This is a genomic window from Leptospira hartskeerlii (genome assembly GCF_002811475.1).
In the GTDB taxonomy this organism is placed as follows: Bacteria; Spirochaetota; Leptospiria; order Leptospirales; family Leptospiraceae; genus Leptospira_B; species Leptospira_B hartskeerlii.
This window is the reverse complement of the sequence record NZ_NPDL01000001.1, coordinates 65,830-84,056: the sequence shown is the minus strand read 5'-3', so window position 1 is coordinate 84,056 and position 18,227 is coordinate 65,830. Positions and strand designations below refer to the sequence as shown.

Here is an 18,227-nt window from a genome sequence, read left to right as displayed (position 1 = left end):
TTTAGCGAAGAGGATAACCGGAAGAATTCGCTATCTGGATCAAACGATCAGTAATCTCTTTGATCCTTTCTTGAGTTAAGTTCTTATCCTGGCTCAAAAGTTTAAATCTATAAGAAACGGACTTTTTGTTTTCCGGGAGATTTCCGCCGGTAAAGACGACGGTAACTTTTATATCCTGGAGCTCAGGGAATTTTTCCTTCAATGCAGCATCGCTAAATTTAGAAGAAGATTCATTCAAATCCATAACTAAAGAAAGATCTATCTCAGTTTGAGGGAAATGAGAAGGAGCAGCAAAATAATTTTTGTTTCGATCTTGGGTCCAAACTTCCAGTAAAGAAGCAAATTCGAATCTTCCTAAAATAACTCTCTTTTTGATATCGGCAGTATCCAAAGCAGCAGGATGGGCGTATCCTAACTCCCCGACTTTTTTATCGGAAACAAATAAGGATAGGGAAGCCTTAGGATGGAAATAGCTTTTTTCATCTATCTTCCATTCGATCTCTCGTAAATTTAAATGTCTTAATACTTTTTCGACACCGGTCCTAACTTCCAGGAAATCGGACTCTAAAACGTTTAGATCCTTCTCGTTGGACTTCCTACCGAAAGAAACCGCCCAAACAAACCATTTAGATTCGTTGAAAGGTTCTTCTGCTTTTTTATAAGTGCGCCCGAATTCGAAAATTCTTAGTTTTTCAAAACGATCACCATTGAGTCTGATATTTTTCAAAAGAGAAGGATATAAAGAAGTCCTTAAATACGCCTGCTCATCGGGCATCGCATTTAAAATCTTGATAGAATCTTTTACTTCTTCTTCGAAAGAATTATCCTTGGAGGAAGCATAAGAATAATTGAATACTTCGTTGTATCCCAGATTTTGAGAGAACGCCCTTTTTAGATGTTTCTCCAGCTCTCTGGAGAAATTACGGGTAGGAGGTTTTACATCCGAAGCTAATGGGCGAACTGGAATAGATGCATATCCCAAAGTGCGACCGATCTCTTCTACTATATCTTCCGGAATGGTGATATCGTAATTATGTCTGTATTTAGGAACAAGAACCTTAACAGTTTCCCCTTTCCATTCTGTGGAGAAGGAAAGTTGTTTTAAGATTTTATCCGAAGTAGATTGATCAATCTCTGTTCCGAGTTTTTTATTCAAGAAACTTAGACTGACCTCGATCTCTACTTTTTTATCAGCAGTATGAATGTATCCGGAGGGAAGGCTCGCTTTCAGATCGGGACATCCATTTTCCTTTAAAAGATTTAATGCTCTTTTCACGATCGGAAGTGTAGTTGTCGCTTCCAGACCCTTCTCGTAACGAACAGAAGACTCGGAGCGAATTCCTGTTTTTCGAATGGATTTACGAACAAACTCTCTTGGAAAAACTGCAGATTCTAAAATTATTTTTTTGGAATTAGAATCTACTGCAGTATCCGCACCACCCATCACACCTGCGATCGCCACTCCTTTTTTAGAGTTCCGAATAATCAATATTTCAGGATCAAGCTTAGGAGAAGTTTCGTCTAGAAGAGGAAAACTTTCGTCCTTCTTTGCATAATCTACTTCTAATTCGATCCCGCCTTGAGCAGACAATTTATCCGAATCGAAGAAATGTGTAGGTTGTCCCGCTTCCAATAGTAAATAATTTGAAACATCCACTACGTTATTTATCACTCTCACTCCGCATTTTTTCAAACGGGAACGAATAGTTTTGTTAGAAGGTTTGATCTGAATTCCTTCGATGGAAGAAGAATAATAAGAATGTGCGTAATCCGTTTCTTTTACATTCGGAGAAACAACGTCTTTGGAAAAATCCCAATTTGTCTCAAAAGGATTAAATTTGATCGGTAAATTTAATTGAGCCGCAAGTTCTCTTGCGAATCCAAAATGGCTCCATAAATCCGGACGATGTGTAATGGATTTATTATCAATATCTAAAATAGTATCTCTAAATCCAAAGTAATCTCGTAAGTTCTGGCCAGGTTTTGCTTCAAGATCGTCCAGGACCATAACACCTGCATCTTCTTCCGAGAGACCAAGTTCTTTCTCGGAACAAAGCATTCCGGAACTTTTTACTCCACGAAGCTCGGACTCTATGATTTTTTTATCTCCTAACTCTGCACCTGGAATAGCCAATGGGACCAAGTCCCCTACTTTTAAATTAGGGGCACCCGAAACGATTTGGATCTTATTTTTGCCGTCGGAGACTTGGGCGACTTGGAGTTTGTCTGCTTGAGGATGTTTTTCTAAGGATTCGATCTTAACTAAAACGACCTTCTCCAAATGAGAAAAATAATCTTCGACCCCATCTACTTCACATATAGAAGCCGCAATTTTTTTCAGGATATCCTCGAGGGACACATCCTTAATAGGGGTAAAATCGTTAATCCAATCCAGGGATAATTTCACGTAAACTGTCTCCTAAGGCCGAATATTTGGCGGAGTAGTTTAACAAAAGCGGATAGAGGCAGCCTATGTCCAGCAGTAAAAACAGAGATATAGAATGTTTGAAGCGACTCTTCCTTTAGATCAGTTTGAACCTGGAAGATAGGCTTGGAAAAGTTCGAAACGATGGTGGATCTCTTTTCCTACCTTTACCTTTCTCAATTCTACCTCAAAATCCTCTTTTACTTTTTGGATCTCGTTTTTAGTTCGATTCATCGCGGATTTTTTTTCGGGTCTTCCTTCCCATTTGAAGGCAGCCTCTTGCCTCATTAGTTTTTCTTCTAATTGGCGGAGTGTATTTTGGTTGCTGTTCCTGATCTTATATTCTTCTTTCTGGAAAAGATCTTTTGTTTGTTCGTATAATTCTTTTTTTCTATCTTCTAACGCGAGTTCTAAGGTCTCACATGCCATCACAAAATATTTTTCGGTATCTCCGGGCAATTCTGTTTCGGAAGATTTGAATCTGTTCTCTCTTACGGTATCGGGCAGATTTTCTAATAACTTAGAACTTCCGCTTCGTCGGTTCACTTCCACCACAAATAATTCTTTTCTGTCTAAGGAAAATTTGAATTCTACTATAAATACAAAGTATAAGAAATTACCGGATGTTCTGTAAAACCCTACTTTCCAACCGGATCTATCTCTTAGAAAGGATTGGACTGCTTCTTCTATCAAAGGATGACCGAATGCCAAAAATTCCAATCCATCATCTGCAAGAGCAAGTTCAGAATTAAATGTGGCTTTCTTACCTTTGTAATTGATCCCATCCAATTCATACACCTGTGGTTTTAATGTCTTAAGTTTAAAGTTCAGTCGATCTGAATATTTCTTAGCATATCTAACGAAAAATGACTCCAAGTGTTGGTTGGTGAAAGATCTTTCTTGCAGAGTGGTTTTATAATAATCTTCTAAATTAAAATCCAATAATTTAGGAGTCACCAAGGAGCCCAGTTTTTCGAAACCTTTTTTGGCGATCTTGATCCTTTGATCAATTTCCTCTTCTACTTCTTTTAACTTCTTATTTCCAGTAACAAATCTCATGAAGCTAGAATGAAAATCCAATTCATCTTCGATCGCTCCTAGTAACTCGTCGGAACCTCCGATAGATTCTTCAAAAAGCCTGATCTTATTGGATAGAACCTCTAAAATCCTCTCTGCAACTGTGTCCTTAGAAGCAAAGTTAAAAATAAATACGTTATCCTTTTGACCGAATCTGTGAATTCTTCCGATCCTTTGTTCAATTTTCAAAGGACTCCAAGGTAAATCATAATTAAATAAAACGTTTGCGAACTGAAGATTACGACCTTCTCCGCCTGCTTCCGTACAGATCAATATTTCGGAAGTTTTTCTAAATTCGGAAATAGCATCTTCTTTCGCGTCCGCACTTAAAGATCCATGGAATAATGTGACTTTATACTCGGACAAAGTAGAGGCTAGAAAATCCTGGGTGCTTCTGAACTGAGTGAATATTATAAATTTAGGATGCCCTTCTTTTTTGAGCTTCGCGATTGTTTCTTTCAGTTTCTGGCTTTTGCGATCTTCTTTGATCTTTTTTCCTAAAAGGATCAATCTATTTAAGGATAATAACTCTCTTCTAAGATTTGCAAGATCGGAAGGAGCAGATTCGTCCAAATCGGAAACGAAGTCTTCCACACCTTCTGTTTCGTCCAGATCCCATTCTTCTAATTTATTACCGACTGCTTGCAAACGATGAAGTCTGTTCTCCAACATAAATTTACGCTTGGACAACGCAGAAAGAAGTGCAAATACGGAAGAATCCAACAATTTTTGGAATACGATCATCACGAATCCGATGGCCCTATTTTGGGTTCTCATTGCGAGATTATATTCCCTACGGACATACTCAGTGGTTTCATTGTAAAATTGTCTCTCTACATCGGACAACTCTATCTTTACGGTTTTGGCGAATCTTTTGGTAAATCCACCTACTTCTACTTTTCTTCTTCTTAAAAGAACCTTGGAGATCTTCTCCTTTAATCCGCTCTTGTTTCCGAGAACATAATCATTTATAAAAGTATGATATGGTCCGAGCAAATTCGGATCGACTAAGTGAACCAAATAATACAGCTCTTCTAATTTTCCTCTAAAAGGCGTTGCAGTAAGAAGAAGTAGACATTCACATTTTTTAGCGATCTTCTCAGCAAATAAATAAGCTCTTGTAACTTTATGATAGTCCCTTCTTAAACGATGCGCCTCGTCAAAAACTACGATGTCCCATTTTGTTTTTAGGATCTCTTCGGCGTATTTTGGATTTTTAATAAAGTCTACGGAAGTGATTACATGTTTGAAATTCTTCCAGTTCTTCTCTCCGCTAGCCAAGAAGTTCCTACGTTTAACGATCTCAAAGTCTTCGTTAAATTTATTTTTTAATTCCTGCTTCCATTGAACAAGAAGCGGAGAAGGCGCGACAACCAAAACCTTTTTGTATCCTCTTCGAAAGATCAGCTCTTTCATAACGAGAGCCGCTTCTATCGTTTTGCCAAGCCCCACCTCGTCAGCCAAAATGAATCTAGGTCGAAGAGAATTGACCACCACAAAAGTAGATTCAATCTGGTGAGGAAGAAGTCTGGTTCTCGAATTGGACAATGCGGAAAGTTTGTCATACGCATGAGTGAGTTTTAACTCGAATGCCTGGAGACTTAGATCCAATAATTCAGGATCTGCAAATGATTCAGTAAATGCTGTCGGATAAGAACCTATAATTTTCAGTCTGTTCGAATTTTCAGAAACAGTTTTTCTAGTATCTGAAGATGGAAAATAGATATGGAATTTTCCTGAGTCGGAACTTTCTATCCTTCCAATACCTAGTTCTGGTTCGTCCTTGAGATAACAGGAATCCCCCCTGAATCCGCTGGAAGAATCGGATTCGAAATCTAGACTGAGTTGCAAAGTAGAGTCCAAGATCAAACTCCCCTTTTTTCTCCCCAAATATATTTATGGGTCTGCAAAGAAAGACGCAGATCCGTTCTATTATTTTCTTTCATCCAATCTACAAGGATTTCGGGAGCAAGCTCACCGAATACGGGAGAAGCCAGAAGATTTCCCTTTAATTTAAAACCGTCTATCACTTCCAAAGTTCTATCGAAATCCTTTCTATCTCTAATTACGAATTTGATCTCATCCAAATTATCGTTTCTATCCCGGACAAATTCTAAATTCTCCGTGATCATTTTGTTTTCCATTCCTGAGCCGGGGAGTTTGTAATCCAGGGTAAAAACCATATTTTCCAAATTGGAGATCGGCTCTGCCCCATTTGTCTCCACCCTCACCCTCGTATAAAGCCCCGAAACTTGTCTGGACTGTTTCAATTTTTCCGCCATTGTTTGGCTGAAAATCCTATTCGAATTTTCTAATGGTTCTCCGCCCGTCAGAAGTATTTGTGTAGGAGAAGAAGAAATGGATCCAATCTCAGAGATCACATCTTCTAACTCCATTTGTTTCCCCGCATTCGGAGAAAGAGCGTACGGAGTGTCACACCAGAGTTTGCGATTTCCATCCATTCCACATCTGAGAGAACATCCCGCGAACCGGACAAAAATTGTAGGCAAACCTGTTGAAATTCCTTCTCCAGAAACAGAGAGATAAATTTCGTGAACGACGGATTTCATACTAAGGAATGGCTCTCCAAGGTACAAGATTTTTACCGGCTTTCTTTGCAAGAATCCAGAAAAAACCGTTTATTAGAATACCAGAATGATTTTTGGCCCGATCCAGTCAAGATGGGGCGATCAAAATCCCGAAAAAAGCTTGTTGAAAGACCTATGTACGTGTAATAAATTTGGAAGCCTTTTTGAAATCATTCTAACATTTCGAAAATACCAGAACGTCCTTCATGAAATTTTCCTTTTTAGAAAAAATCAAAGAAAAATCCCAATTCTTACAATGGAAAGTACTCATAGGTTTTTTCTCTCTTACCCTACTATTGATCATCGCAAGTTTAATCAGTTTGTATGGAATGATAAAGCTGAAGGACTCAGGCGTTTTAATAGAACATACATTTACAGTCATCGAAGAGATCGACCAATGTAAAAGTATCACGAGGGAGATCGGGATCGCCCAAGCTTATACTGCAGATGTTGTGTCTGAAAATACAAAGACATTATTCTCCGACTTAAAGAGAGAAATTAAGATCCTACAAAATCTGACCAAGGACAACCAGATTCAACAAGTGAGGATCCTGGCGATTGCCAACCTGATTGGGGCCGCAGAAAAACGGCCAGGCTCTTTCGAATCCAAGAAAGGGATCATACTGATAGAAATAGCGGAACTTCTGAACAATATGCAGGAAGAAGAACTGAAACTTCTGAATAAAAGGAATGCAACCAATTCTTTAAGGGGAACCAGAGTTGCTTATTCACTACTTACTTTAGTTATAGTTTCTTTTTTAGTCGTAGGTTACGGTTCCCTTGCGGTTCGAAAAGATATCAAAGAGAAGAGAAGGATCACTGATAGATTGATCGAAAGTGAGTCCAGGCTTCTTTCCATTTTGGACAATCTACCTTCAGCATTTTGTATGATGGACCTGGATGGAAGGACCCTGTTCCATAACCAAGTATTCGCAAATCGATTTTTAGAAAGTAAAGACAAAAGAAAGGACATGGGATTGGAAAATCTTTTCGGAAGCGAGAAGGCCCAATTCATTTCTACCATTATTGCGAAATCCCTAGAAAAACAAGGTCCTTTGGATTTCGAATTGGATCTAGTCGTTTCAGATGAAGAAAAAACTTTCTATTGTGTGATCGTTCCTCTGGTAGACTTAGAAGGAGAAGTTTACTCGGTCTGCGGATTATTCACGGATATTTCCGTTCGTAAAAACTACGAATATGATCTCAAAAAAGCTAAGGAAGAAGCAGAAAAGGCAAACCGTGCCAAGTCTGAATTTTTAGCAATGATGAGTCATGAGATCCGAACTCCTATGAACGGAGTGATCGGAATGACCGAACTTTTGATCGATTCCAATCTGAATACTGAACAAAAAGAATACGCTGAGATCATTCAAAAAAGTGGAGAAAGCCTACTCAATATCATAAATGATATTTTAGATTATTCTAAAATTGAATCCGGGACTCTATCTCTGGAAATCAGAGAATTTTCCGTCGTCGAAACTATCGAAGAAGTTTTGGATCTATTCAGATCTCGTGCAGCCCAGAAACAGATCGATCTGGTCTATTATCTGGATCCGAACGTACCTGAAAGGATCTTATGTGATAGTCTACGCCTAAAACAGATCTTCATCAATCTCATCGGAAACGCGTTAAAATTCACGGAAAAAGGCGAGATTTTCTTATCCGCAGAAGTTTCTAAATTTGAAGGGAATCTATATACGATCCTATTTGCGATCAGAGACACTGGGATCGGAATTCCTGCTGAAAAACAAAAGGAACTATTCCAACCATTTTACCAAGTAGATACGTCATCCACCAGAAGATACGGAGGAACTGGACTTGGACTTTCCATTTCTTCTCGTTTGATAGAAATGATGGGTGGAGTCATCTGGGTAGAGAGTGAACTAAATATCGGCACAACCTTCTCCTTTTATATTCAAGTAGAAGGAAGCAACCAAGCAAAGATAAAAGAAAAAGCGGCAAACTCAGAATTAGAAAATAAGAAAGTTCTTATACTCGATGACAATCCTACCAACCTGCGGATCTTAGCGTATCAACTGCAGATTTTAGGACTTATAACCTTCTCCGCTAAATCAAAAGAAGAAGCATTGAACCTACTCGATCTAGACATCATGCCTGACCTCGGAATCCTAGATTATAATCTTCCCGGAAACACCGGAATAGAGATCGCCCAAGAGATGCGCAAAAGGAATTTTCATTTTCCATTGGTACTTTTATCTTCTTCTTTCCTAGACCCTAAAGACAAAGAGGTCGCGGGAGAATTATTCGCAGGAGAATTGAGTAAGCCGGTTAAGAAAAAAGATATAGAAAGGATCGTGACCGAAATTTTAGCGGAGGGCGGAACTAAGGCAAAAGCAAATACAAGATCCTCTTATCTAGCTAGCCAAAGAGAAATGTTAAGTTCTCAGTTCCCTTTCAAGATCATGGTCGCTGAGGACAATGAGATCAACCAAACTCTTGCCAAAAGAATTATTCAAAAATTAGGATACGAACCGTTGATCGTTCCGAATGGAAAGGAAGCATTAATCGCTCTTAGGGAAAAGAAGATCAATCTGATCTTTATGGACGTTCATATGCCGGAAATGGATGGACTCCAAGCTACCCAGGTCATCCGAAATACATGGGCTGTGGAATCCCAACCTTATATCATTGCGATGACTGCCGCCGCAATGCAAGGGGATAGAGATCTATGTTTGCGTGCCGGAATGAACGATTATATCTCCAAACCGATCGTATTCGAAGAGCTGGTACATGTGATGAGAAAAGCGGGGAATACCCTATTTCCTAAGTCTAAGGCTTAAAGCACAGATCGTGAGGTCGTGTTCAGGGCCATAAAAAACCTTCCAAAAAACCTTGTTTCTGCCGATCTTTAAGTTTAGAGGAACCTCACTCTTCTATGTCCAGGACCAGAGCTATTATATTCATCTCATTCTGTTTTCTTTTTCTATTTTCGGAAACCGGAACAAGCCAAGAAGAAAAAGAAACCTCCTCGTCCGACACGAGAAAGGCAATACTTTGGACAGGTGAAGTTCTTTCCGTTTATAGAAACAAAGGAAAGGCAAAGATCAAAATAGGTAGGAACTCCTACTTTTCGGAACGCTCTGAAGAAGAGATCAGAGGTATACTGAGCGAAAAATCGAATTTACCTTTATTCAGAAAACCTAAAATGGAAGAAATAGGTTCCTTCCAAATAGAGAATATAGAAGTAGAATTTGGAAAAGTAGGAAAACTTACCAAACCTGTTTCCATAGAACTTAGAGGAAGTTTTTCCGTAGCGGAAGGTAAACCCGCCAAATTGATCAGTGTGGGACTTTTAATAGGAGCTTACGGAGAAGAAACATTCTACCAAGATCCTTCTAAATTTGATGCGACGGATATAGTACGAAATCATTTAGTTAAGACCATTCTCCACCCTAAAGACGGAAAAGAAATGGTGCTCGTTCATACAGGCTACGAATCCAACGGGAGGATCCTGTATGAGCATATGGGATATTTCCTGTACGGACAAGGTTCCGATCCTGGAGACGATAGCTATAATCCTAAATTCGGAACTCCGGACAGAAGCAGCCTCGAGGAAATTTCTTCCTTTTATATAGACAAATACGAAGTCACAAATAAAGAATATAATAAATTCTTAAAGGAAACAGGAACTCCTCCTCCACCCCATTGGGAAAATGGGAATTTTCCTAGGGGAAAAGAATATCATCCTGTTACCAACTTAACTTATAGAGAAGCGGAAGCTTATTCCAAATGGGCCGGAAAAAAGATCCCAAGCGAATGGCAGTGGGAGAAGGCAGCCAGAGGAACAGGACTTATCTGGAGATTATTGAAAGACGAGAGTTACGAATTTATCTCCCAACCACAAGACTATCCTTTCGGAAATGAATTCGATTCAGCACTTTGTAATACAAGAGAAAGTGGAAGCAGAGGAACTATCTCTGTGTTTGAACTTCCTTCCAAAGGTCAAAGCCCATATGGCGCGATCGGGATGTGCGGCAACGTGGCAGAATGGACTAGCTCCGCTTATATCCCCTATCCGGGACATAGACCGAACTCCGGAAGATATGGAAAACATCTGAAAGTGATCCGAGGCGGTTCATATTCAGGAACCAAAGAAGAAGCTAAAGCTTATGCAAGAGACTTCGGAGGCATCCCGAATCTATTGAATGATAGAAAAGCAGGTCTCAGGCTCATCACAGAAGTGAAAAACTAGGAAATCCTTACCTTTACTAGAATTTTATCCAAAGTTTTAGGTGAGACCCTGCTTAAGAAATAACCGAATTTTTCCTTCAATTTGGAAGGAATGATTTCTCTTTTTCTTTTCTCGATCCCTTTTAAGATCTTTTTAGCGACCAACTCAGGTTCTAATCCGTTCTTCTGTCCTTCGTCCATAATTCCGTGAGGGGTTCCGTCCCCTTCTAACGCTTTTACCGAAATCTCAGTCTTTACAAAACCTGGACATACAGTCATAACATGGATGCCTGTTTTGGCATTTTCCAATCGGATACTATCCATAAATCCTTGCATCGCATGTTTGCTTGCTGCATACCCGGATCTCAATTGCGTTGCAAACTTTCCTTGTATAGAAGAGATCGCGATCACATGTCCTTCACTTTGGCGAAGATCAGATTCCAGAAGACGATACAATAGTACTAAAGGAAAATAATTCGTATCCATAATAGACCTAAAAATTTTCACTTCCGTCTCCGCAGCAGTCCCTCTCATAGAAATACCTGCGTTATGAATGAAGCCGTCTACTCTCTTGAATTTTTTTCTAAATTCTTCGACTACTTTTTTCAATTCCGATTCGGACATTACATCCGCTTGAAAAACGAAAATTCTATCCGGATGAGAAGCGGAAAGCTTTAACTCCTTGAGGGCCTCTTTCCTTCTTGCAATCACTCCTACAAAGGCACCTTCCTTCTCCAACTCTGAAGCCAAAGCCCTACCTATCCCGGAGCTTGCTCCTGTGACTAAAAAAACCTTATCCTGAAAAAACGATGCCATCCCAAAATCCGTAAAGTAGGTAGAAGGATAGGTAAGAATGGTAAAAAAGCAAATCAAAACACTGTAAAATCCTTTCAGGTCTATCTCTTAGGGAAAAAAAGGAACCAGGAGAATGTATGGCACTTTCCCAATTAAAACAAAAGATCAGATATAAAGACTGTGGTTTCCAGCGCAGATACGAGAGTAGATACTATTGGTTTCCGGAAGAAAGTCCACCAAGCTGCCTGATAGAAGTCAGCCAAAGAGATCCTTATCATGATATGACTTTGTACATGTTAGTGAACTTAGCCACGATGAAAATTATGGACTTGGATGTAGAGGAAGATCGAGTTCCTTACGAAACTTGTCCTCACGCGATCAAAACATATTCCTATCTTATCGGAGAAGATATTTCTTATAATAAAATTATGAGAAAATTCCCTGAGGATAAAACGATAGGATGTCTTCATATAAACGAACTTTTACAAAATGCAGCCCAAAGTTTTTCTTCTGCATACGCATTCTTCTTAAAGGAAAGAAATTTTCCACCTGAATGGGACGAGTATAGAATGTACCAAGGTGACTTAGATCCTAAATCCAGGAGAGAGATCGGAAGGCATTGGTGGATGAAAGACAAAGGTGTCCGAAACTCTTGTTATAGTTTCTCTGATAGACATGAAACTCCCGAATTGAAGCAGCAGGTGAAACCTCTTGACAGCATCACATCTTTGATGGTAAAAGAATTCCGCAGTGCCAGAGGAGATCGTTAAAGTTTGCCCGCTTAGCTCAGGGGTAGAGCATTTCCCTCGTAATGAAAAGGTCGCCGGTTCAATTCCGGCAGCGGGCTGTCTTATTTTCCAAAAAAATCCGATCTTATAATATGGTGATCCGAAGTTTTACGGCATTTATTTTATCCATTTCGTTCTGCCCTATATTTGCAGATATCACCCAAAACTGTGATAAAAAAAATATCTGTTCTTTTATAGAAACGGAAAACGAAGAAACTTCTGTTTATCTTCAAGCCAAAAACCTAATTCCAGGAACTCATATCACTGTATATACCTCAATCGAAGGTTCTAATATAGAAACTGAACCTCAAAGCCCGATCTCTTTCGTATTAAACGATTCGGAAAAGAAGAAGGTACTGACCTTTAAAAAGAAAGAGAATATGGAAGCTCCTACTTCCATAGCAGTGTTGGCAGTGGCGTATTACGGAGACTTATCCGCAAAGCATGACGAAACGTATGTATACACTCTTCCTTATGAAGGAAAATCTTGGATCTCAGTAGGTTATAATAGTGGAGAAGAACACAAAGGAGGAGGCGCATATTCTCTGGATTTTGTTCTTCCGGAAGGAACTCCACTTTTAGCAGCCAGAGACGGGATCGTAGTAGAAACAGAAGATAAATTTACGGAAGGAAGAAGAGACCCTAAACTCATAGATAAAGCAAACCGGATCGTGATAGAACATTCGGATGGAACAGTCGCAATTTATGGACATTTAAAATCTAAAGGCGTATTCGTAAAACCTGGAGAAAAAGTAATCGCAGGACAAAAAATAGGACTCTCAGGGGACACAGGATTCAGCACAGGACCTCATCTACATTTCGAAGTATATAAACCCGAAGAGAATCGTAAGAAAAAAAGTTTCGCTACCTTATTCAAAACAGAATCGGAAGAAAAAGAATATTTAAGCGAGGAAAATGCTTACTGGACCCCGGACGGAAAAGCTCCCCCCGGCTTTCCGATCACAAATCTAGAAGAATTCTGTATCAGTCATTCTATTCCAGATCCGGATAAGGTGGCTTCTTGTCCTGGCAAGCTACAAACTAAAAAGAAATTCTATCTTTCCATTCCGATCTATAAATCCGGGCCTTACACTTTTAAGGCGGAATTCATCTCCTTAAAAACTAAAAAGGCAAGTTTTACTTTTCAGGAAAAAATCCCTGGCGGGATCAATTTCGAAGCCTGGGAAATTCAGCCGGTTCTAAGCGCAGGAATGTATAAGATCAAATTTTATATAGAAGAAAAAGAGATCGGAGAAAGATCCCTGCAAATCCTTCCTTGACCTAAATTCGATCTCGGGTGAAAAGGATCGATCCATGTCTAATTTTATAGTAATCGGACTTTGCTTTCTGTTCGGGATACTGATCCGGACCAAAGGAAAGTTTCCTTCCGATTCACATAAGGTTATCAATTCATTTATCATTTCTGTTTCCCTTCCTTGTATGGAGTTCGGACCGCTGCGTCATGCCTCTCTGGATGGGAACTTCTTAGCATTCGCATCCATGCCTTGGGTGTTATTCGGATTCGGATTTTTATTTTTCAGCTTTTTTGGAAAACTACTGAACTGGAAAGAAAGCACGATCGTATGTCTTTGCCTTTCTGCAGGACTCGGAAACACTTCCTTTCTGGGAATTCCTCTGATAGAATCCTATTATTCAAAAGAGGGACTTCCTACGGTTTTGATCATAGACCAACTCGGAACATTTCTCACTCTTGCCATTCCTGGAACTTATTTAGGAACCAAAGCAAAGCATGCTCTCCGATCTTCGGAAACCAAGTCCTCACTTTGGAAGACATTATTCACATTCCCTCCCTTTATCGCGTTATTGGTATCTATGGCCTCTCGTCCAATTTCAGTTCCTCCGGAACTTGAATCCGCAATCGCAAGGATTGGAGACACGCTGATCCCGTTGGCTCTTTTTTCAGTCGGATACCAACTTCCTGGAACCATTCGAATCAATTCTGAAGAACCAAATGCCGAAAATCCCAAAAGAGAATCAGATAATTCTTTTAGGATCAGAATTCCTTTGTTATTCGGCTTAATATTTAAACTTATCATCGGCCCCATCTTGGTTTGGCTATGTTTCGGAACATTCTTCCATTATTCAGAGAAGAATGTAAGCGCAGATTTTTTCAGAAACTTTAAGATACTGGTTTTGGAATCCGCAATGGCTCCCATGATTACAGGAAGTCTTCTTGCAGCAGAATGGGGACTTGCACCTAGGCTCGCCGTTTCCCTAGTCGGAATTGGAATACCGCTTTCTTTTCTAACGACCTTGGGATTGTATTACCTCCTGGAGAATCAGGCGTGGACTGGAACGATCTTTTTCGGGCAGTAAAAACAGGAAACAACGGAACCCTTCGCGCCTTATTATCTGAGGCTGCAACAAGAGATGGTTTCGCAGAAGAATTTCCTGAACTCAGAGATTCGTACGGCTGCGGACTTTTGTACTGGGCCATCAAAGAAGGAAATAAAGAAGCCACAAATCTATTAGTAGAATACGGCTCCGACCCGAATGAGACAAGCTCCAGAGGAGAGACTGCTCTACTTCTCGCATTGGAATCCGAAAATGCAGAACTTACTACCATACTTTTGGATTACGGTGCAGATCCTGAACTCAGGGACATGGATGGAAATACTCCATTAACAAGAGCGATTAGTTCCGGAACATTAGAATTAGTAGAGATCCTATTCGATCTACCAAATCATCCTCCGGATATAGAATCCAGAAATGGAGAAGGTTACTCCCCTCTTCTACTCGCAGTGGACATGGGCCATTTAGAGATAGCGGAATATCTGGTTTCAAAAGGTGCAGATCCTAAAAAGAAAAACTCCGAAGGCCGGACAATTCTTCATCTCACAGCATTACATAATGATTATGAAATATTAGATCTATTCTCAGAGAACAAAGAAGTTCGTTCTTTAATGGAGAATAAGGACCAAGACGGAAATACACCTCTTCTTCTTTCCGCGTTATACGATAGCGTAGAGTGTTTGGAAAGATTACTAAATCTTGGCGCAGATCCCTTGGCCAGAAACCTAAGCGGTAAAACAGCCAAAGAAGAAGCTGACAGAATGAAATTCCATCATACTCTCAAAGTAATCAATAAGGCCACGATCACTTTATTGTTCAGAGCTTCTTCCGAAGGGAAAACAGATACAGTGGAAAAAATACTAAGTAATGGTTACGAGGCAGAAGTCCGCGACATGCTCGGCCGCACTCCATTGCTTCTCGCAGTAAAATCCGGAAAAACAGATCTGATCGAACTATTAGTGAAGAATGGAGCTTCTCCTTATTCTACGGATAAGGAAGGAAATTCTCCTTTAGCTCTTGCAGAAGCTTCTGAAAGTCCTGCACTCCATCAGATATTTAAACAATTCCTGAATCCGGAAGAAGGAAAATAATTAGATCCTACTTCTTTTGATGATCTTTTCGAAAAGTTCTTCCGGATCTGCGCTAACTTCTATCCATTCTCTGGTTTGAGAATCCAAGAAACCTTCCTCTACCATATGATCCAATTGTTGTAAAAGAGGATCGAAGAATCCGTTTACATTCAGTATTCCGATCGGTTTGGAAAGAACTCCAAGCTGATTCCAAGAAGTTACTTCCACTAATTCCTCTAAAGTTCCGATCCCTCCCGGTAATGCAATGAACGCGATGGACTTTTCGTACATTAGGAGTTTTCTTTCATGCATAGTTGGAACTAATATCAGTTCCGTAATTTCTTTATGAGCAATTTCTTTACTGGAAAGGAATTCAGGAAGAACCCCGATCACAGACCCGCCTTTTTCTAAAACGGAATCGGCAACCGCTCCCATCAAACCGGAGGTAGCGCCTCCGTACACCAGCCCTACTCCTTCTGAGGCCATTAAGTGACCTAAGAATACTGCGGCTTGGAGATAACGAGGTTCCTTACCAGGTCTGGAACCGCAGAATACGCAAATGGCTGGTTTCATCTGAGTCAGGATCGATTTTGAATTAGGTTTGGCAACCTGATTTGGAAGAAGAACCAGATCTAAGGAAAGATTTTGGATCTATCTTTGGTTTGGATAAATGATAATTTCCGTATAAGGGAATTCTTGTTTTAGATCGTCTAGTAAAGATTCCAAGATCTTTGGATATTCTAAAGGATGAATGTCCTTATTGAATTCCAATCTGAACTCAAGAAATTTCCGTTCTCCCTTGGATCTGGCCTTTAGTTCATAGATTTTAGAAACTTGGGAGAACCGTTCCGAAAGAATATTTTGGATGGTCTCTTTGTATTCGTCCGAAAAGTCGAAAACCATACCTCAAAACTTTCGATTTTAGGAAAATACTTCCTCCCTTTTTTCATTCTTCCTATAAAAAAGAATTGGAGTCTTGCGTCCAAGATACTTAGTCTTTCCGTTTACAAAGCTACGAGAAATACTTAGAGGCATACCTTGCAGACTTTCCTGAAACTTTCCGCATCCATATTTATTGGCATCTTTCTATTCGTTTCCAACCCAGTATATTCTCAGGGCAAATTACCGGATCCGGAAGCCTTGGAAAAAGAAGCAGACGAACTGGAATACCAAGCCGGCAAATCCCAGGTCCAAGCAGAAAGAAGAAGGCTCGCATTACTAGCCGCAGAAAAGAGAAAACAAGCAGCTGATGTTCGAAACGAACTTCACGATCAAGAATTGTCCAAACCTTATAACCGACCTACCTTTGATATCCAATTTGCAGCATTACAATCCACTTGGGAATCCGAGGTTTTAGCCAGGCAAAAGAATATTGGAGTGAATAACTACAACACGATCCTATCAGCATCAGGAGCTTATCAAAACGCGCAAACTACTGCTGCAGGTGCAGGTGTAAATCCGAACTTGTTAAATGACAGTATCACTAGTTATTCTAGTCCCCAAGGAAATACTAAGACTGCATTTCCAATCAAACTGTCTTATTTGAATACTGCCAAAACTTTCGGGATAGAATTCAATTATTTAGATCTAAAGATCAGACCTTCTTATACAACTGTGGATACCGCTTCCATATTGTCCGCACTTGCTCCGGTCCAATACCATTCAGTTCAATACAGAAGATTAGATTATTCTTTAAACTTTGCTTGGTATATGCAAACCGCAACCGGAAGGATCGGCGTCGCAGTAGGAGCAAGAAATTTAGATATTATCTCCAGCGAATATGGAGTGATTCCTGGGAATTATGGATTCGGAAAATCGGAAGAAAAAGCGGGAGGCTTAGGCCCTCAAATCGGAGTTCGGATCTTCAAAAATTTCAACGCATTCTTATTAGGACACTTTAAGGCAGATTATTTCAGAACATTAGGACATTATAATAGAAACACACAAGGTGTTCTGAACGGGATCACCGGACCTTATATTTTAGACACTGCTCCTCCAGGCGGACTAAAAGAAAACGTGCTCAGTAGAACCGGTTATGAGATCGATTTTGGTCTCTCCTTACTCAGAAGTCGTTGGTTAAAATATACTTTAGGATTCCAATATACGGAATTGATCTCTAAAGTTTCCGGTTATAATTATAATGGAAATGTTTTTCCTGGAGCACCGGGTGATGCACTATTTCTAAATCAGGTTTCCAAACCTTTAGATCAAATCTCTACAGGCTCGGCCTTACAAAAAGAAGTACATGATAAATTCTATGGAATTTATCTAAGTTTAACTTTGACTATTTAAGAAGATAGAAGAATAGAAAGCGCCGCCTGAAGTGCGGCGCTTCAATTAAAGGAAATTAAGCTGCTTGGGTAGAAGCAACAAATCCGTTCTTTTCCAATAGATAATAGGAACCGAACAGAACGGAAATATAAGCGAAATCTCCGAGCAAGCTATATTTGAAAAAAGGAATCGCGGCAATATAACATTCTACTAATCCTTGTGCGTTGAAAGTATACATTCCGGAAGTCAACCAAACGAAAAAGTTTGTGATCACGAAGAATGAAACAGAACCTGCAAGACCAGCAATCGCCAGAGATCCAAGGCCTAAACGATCTTTGATCTTCATTCCTACGATTGCATACACAACAAATAACCCGTAAACTACCGGGATCATATCGTGAAGACCGATCACCAGGTCGCTGATCAGCATAATTCCGAGAGGAAGAGCGATCGCTAACCAACGGTTAGAGAGATACACTCCGCCGAAAATGGAAATCGCCAATACCGGAGTAAAGTTCGGTAAGTGAGGAAGAAAACGACTGAGAACCGCAAGTACGAGTAATGCGAAAGCTACCAAATTTTTAGATAGTGACATGTTCTTTCTGGTATCCTTTTTACCCGATTTTAGCATAAGCACTCTTAATTGAAAAGTACTTAGGTTTAAACAGGGATTTTCGGATAGGATGAGAGGATAAATCCCCCAGTCAAT

At 39.9% G+C, this 18,227-nt stretch carries 14 protein-coding genes and 1 tRNA gene; 8 read left to right on the top strand and 7 right to left on the bottom strand.

What is annotated here, in order from left to right:
• Position 1 precedes the first annotated feature (1 nt).
• The 3 genes from pheT to CH352_RS00410 form a co-directional block, all read right to left on the bottom strand.
• Positions 2-2,407, bottom strand: a complete 2,406-nt coding sequence (pheT, locus tag CH352_RS00420) for a phenylalanine--tRNA ligase subunit beta (RefSeq protein ID WP_100708062.1) — start codon at positions 2,405-2,407, stop codon at positions 2-4.
• A gap of 120 nt (positions 2,408-2,527) precedes the next feature.
• Positions 2,528-5,365 (bottom strand): DEAD/DEAH box helicase, encoded by a 2,838-nt coding sequence (locus CH352_RS00415; protein WP_100708134.1) that lies wholly within the window; start codon positions 5,363-5,365, stop codon positions 2,528-2,530.
• A gap of 2 nt (positions 5,366-5,367) precedes the next feature.
• Complete coding sequence (locus CH352_RS00410; RefSeq protein WP_100708061.1) at positions 5,368-6,072, bottom strand: 7-carboxy-7-deazaguanine synthase QueE; 705 nt, start codon at positions 6,070-6,072, stop codon at positions 5,368-5,370.
• Positions 6,073-6,296: 224 nt separating this feature from the next.
• Between CH352_RS00410 and CH352_RS00400 the strand changes: the two genes are divergently transcribed.
• Both CH352_RS00400 and CH352_RS00395 read left to right on the top strand, forming a co-directional pair.
• Complete coding sequence (locus CH352_RS00400) at positions 6,297-8,891, top strand: response regulator (RefSeq protein ID WP_100708059.1); 2,595 nt, start codon at positions 6,297-6,299, stop codon at positions 8,889-8,891.
• 95 nt (positions 8,892-8,986) lie between these two features.
• On the top strand, positions 8,987-10,303 hold the full coding sequence (locus CH352_RS00395) for a formylglycine-generating enzyme family protein (protein ID WP_100708058.1): 1,317 nt from the start codon (positions 8,987-8,989) through the stop codon (positions 10,301-10,303).
• Here CH352_RS00395 and CH352_RS00390 read toward each other — a convergent pair.
• Positions 10,300-11,097: an SDR family oxidoreductase gene (locus CH352_RS00390; RefSeq protein WP_100708057.1), complete on the bottom strand. Its 798-nt coding sequence runs from the start codon at positions 11,095-11,097 to the stop codon at positions 10,300-10,302. The two genes, CH352_RS00395 and CH352_RS00390, sit on opposite strands and share 4 nt — an antisense overlap.
• Before the next feature lie 116 nt (positions 11,098-11,213).
• Here CH352_RS00390 and CH352_RS00385 point away from each other — a divergent pair, with 116 nt between their 5' ends.
• The 5 genes from CH352_RS00385 to CH352_RS00365 all read left to right on the top strand — a co-directional run bounded on the left by CH352_RS00385 (position 11,214) and on the right by CH352_RS00365 (position 15,268).
• Positions 11,214-11,846 (top strand): DUF2889 domain-containing protein, encoded by a 633-nt coding sequence (locus tag CH352_RS00385; RefSeq protein ID WP_100708056.1) that lies wholly within the window; start codon positions 11,214-11,216, stop codon positions 11,844-11,846.
• Between the two features lie 5 nt (positions 11,847-11,851).
• Positions 11,852-11,923: transfer RNA gene (locus CH352_RS00380), tRNA-Thr, on the top strand.
• A 33-nt stretch (positions 11,924-11,956) separates the two neighbouring features.
• Positions 11,957-13,144 (top strand): M23 family metallopeptidase, encoded by a 1,188-nt coding sequence (locus CH352_RS00375; protein ID WP_207766722.1) that lies wholly within the window; start codon positions 11,957-11,959, stop codon positions 13,142-13,144.
• A 34-nt stretch (positions 13,145-13,178) separates the two neighbouring features.
• Complete coding sequence (locus CH352_RS00370; protein WP_100708055.1) at positions 13,179-14,201, top strand: AEC family transporter; 1,023 nt, start codon at positions 13,179-13,181, stop codon at positions 14,199-14,201.
• On the top strand, positions 14,171-15,268 hold the full coding sequence (locus tag CH352_RS00365) for an ankyrin repeat domain-containing protein (protein WP_100708054.1): 1,098 nt from the start codon (positions 14,171-14,173) through the stop codon (positions 15,266-15,268). The genes CH352_RS00370 and CH352_RS00365 overlap by 31 nt, the downstream gene beginning before the upstream one ends.
• Here CH352_RS00365 and CH352_RS00360 read toward each other — a convergent pair whose 3' ends face one another.
• Positions 15,269-15,829 (bottom strand): LOG family protein, encoded by a 561-nt coding sequence (locus CH352_RS00360; RefSeq protein ID WP_207766723.1) that lies wholly within the window; start codon positions 15,827-15,829, stop codon positions 15,269-15,271.
• A 69-nt stretch (positions 15,830-15,898) separates the two neighbouring features.
• Positions 15,899-16,150, bottom strand: coding sequence for a cation transporter dimerization domain-containing protein (locus tag CH352_RS00355; RefSeq protein WP_100708052.1), 252 nt, complete (start codon positions 16,148-16,150; stop codon positions 15,899-15,901).
• Between the two features lie 135 nt (positions 16,151-16,285).
• On the opposite strand from CH352_RS00355, the gene CH352_RS00350 reads away from it, so the two are divergent.
• Entirely contained in the window at positions 16,286-17,539 is a 1,254-nt protein-coding gene (locus CH352_RS00350; protein ID WP_100708051.1) for an LA_2444/LA_4059 family outer membrane protein, read from the top strand.
• Positions 17,540-17,594: 55 nt separating this feature from the next.
• Here CH352_RS00350 and CH352_RS00345 read toward each other — a convergent pair whose 3' ends face one another.
• Positions 17,595-18,113 carry a DUF6580 family putative transport protein gene (locus CH352_RS00345; RefSeq protein WP_100708132.1) on the bottom strand — a complete coding sequence of 173 codons (519 nt, stop codon included), beginning with the start codon at positions 18,111-18,113 and terminating at the stop codon, positions 17,595-17,597.
• Positions 18,114-18,227 lie beyond the last annotated feature (114 nt).

Bases quoted from the DNA above. Each gene is read 5' to 3' on its own strand.
- CH352_RS00385 (WP_100708056.1), top strand. From the start codon at position 11,214: ATGGCACTTTCCCAATTAAAACAAAAGATCAGATATAAAGACTGTGGT.
- CH352_RS00370 (WP_100708055.1), top strand. From the start codon at position 13,179: ATGTCTAATTTTATAGTAATCGGACTTTGCTTTCTGTTCGGGATACTG.
- CH352_RS00345 (WP_100708132.1), bottom strand. From the start codon at position 18,113: ATGTCACTATCTAAAAATTTGGTAGCTTTCGCATTACTCGTACTTGCG.
- CH352_RS00375 (WP_207766722.1), top strand. From the start codon at position 11,957: ATGGTGATCCGAAGTTTTACGGCATTTATTTTATCCATTTCGTTCTGC.
- CH352_RS00390 (WP_100708057.1), bottom strand. From the start codon at position 11,097: ATGGCATCGTTTTTTCAGGATAAGGTTTTTTTAGTCACAGGAGCAAGC.
- CH352_RS00395 (WP_100708058.1), top strand. From the start codon at position 8,987: ATGTCCAGGACCAGAGCTATTATATTCATCTCATTCTGTTTTCTTTTT.
- CH352_RS00410 (WP_100708061.1), bottom strand. From the start codon at position 6,072: ATGAAATCCGTCGTTCACGAAATTTATCTCTCTGTTTCTGGAGAAGGA.
- CH352_RS00355 (WP_100708052.1), bottom strand. From the start codon at position 16,150: ATGGTTTTCGACTTTTCGGACGAATACAAAGAGACCATCCAAAATATT.
- CH352_RS00400 (WP_100708059.1), top strand. From the start codon at position 6,297: ATGAAATTTTCCTTTTTAGAAAAAATCAAAGAAAAATCCCAATTCTTA.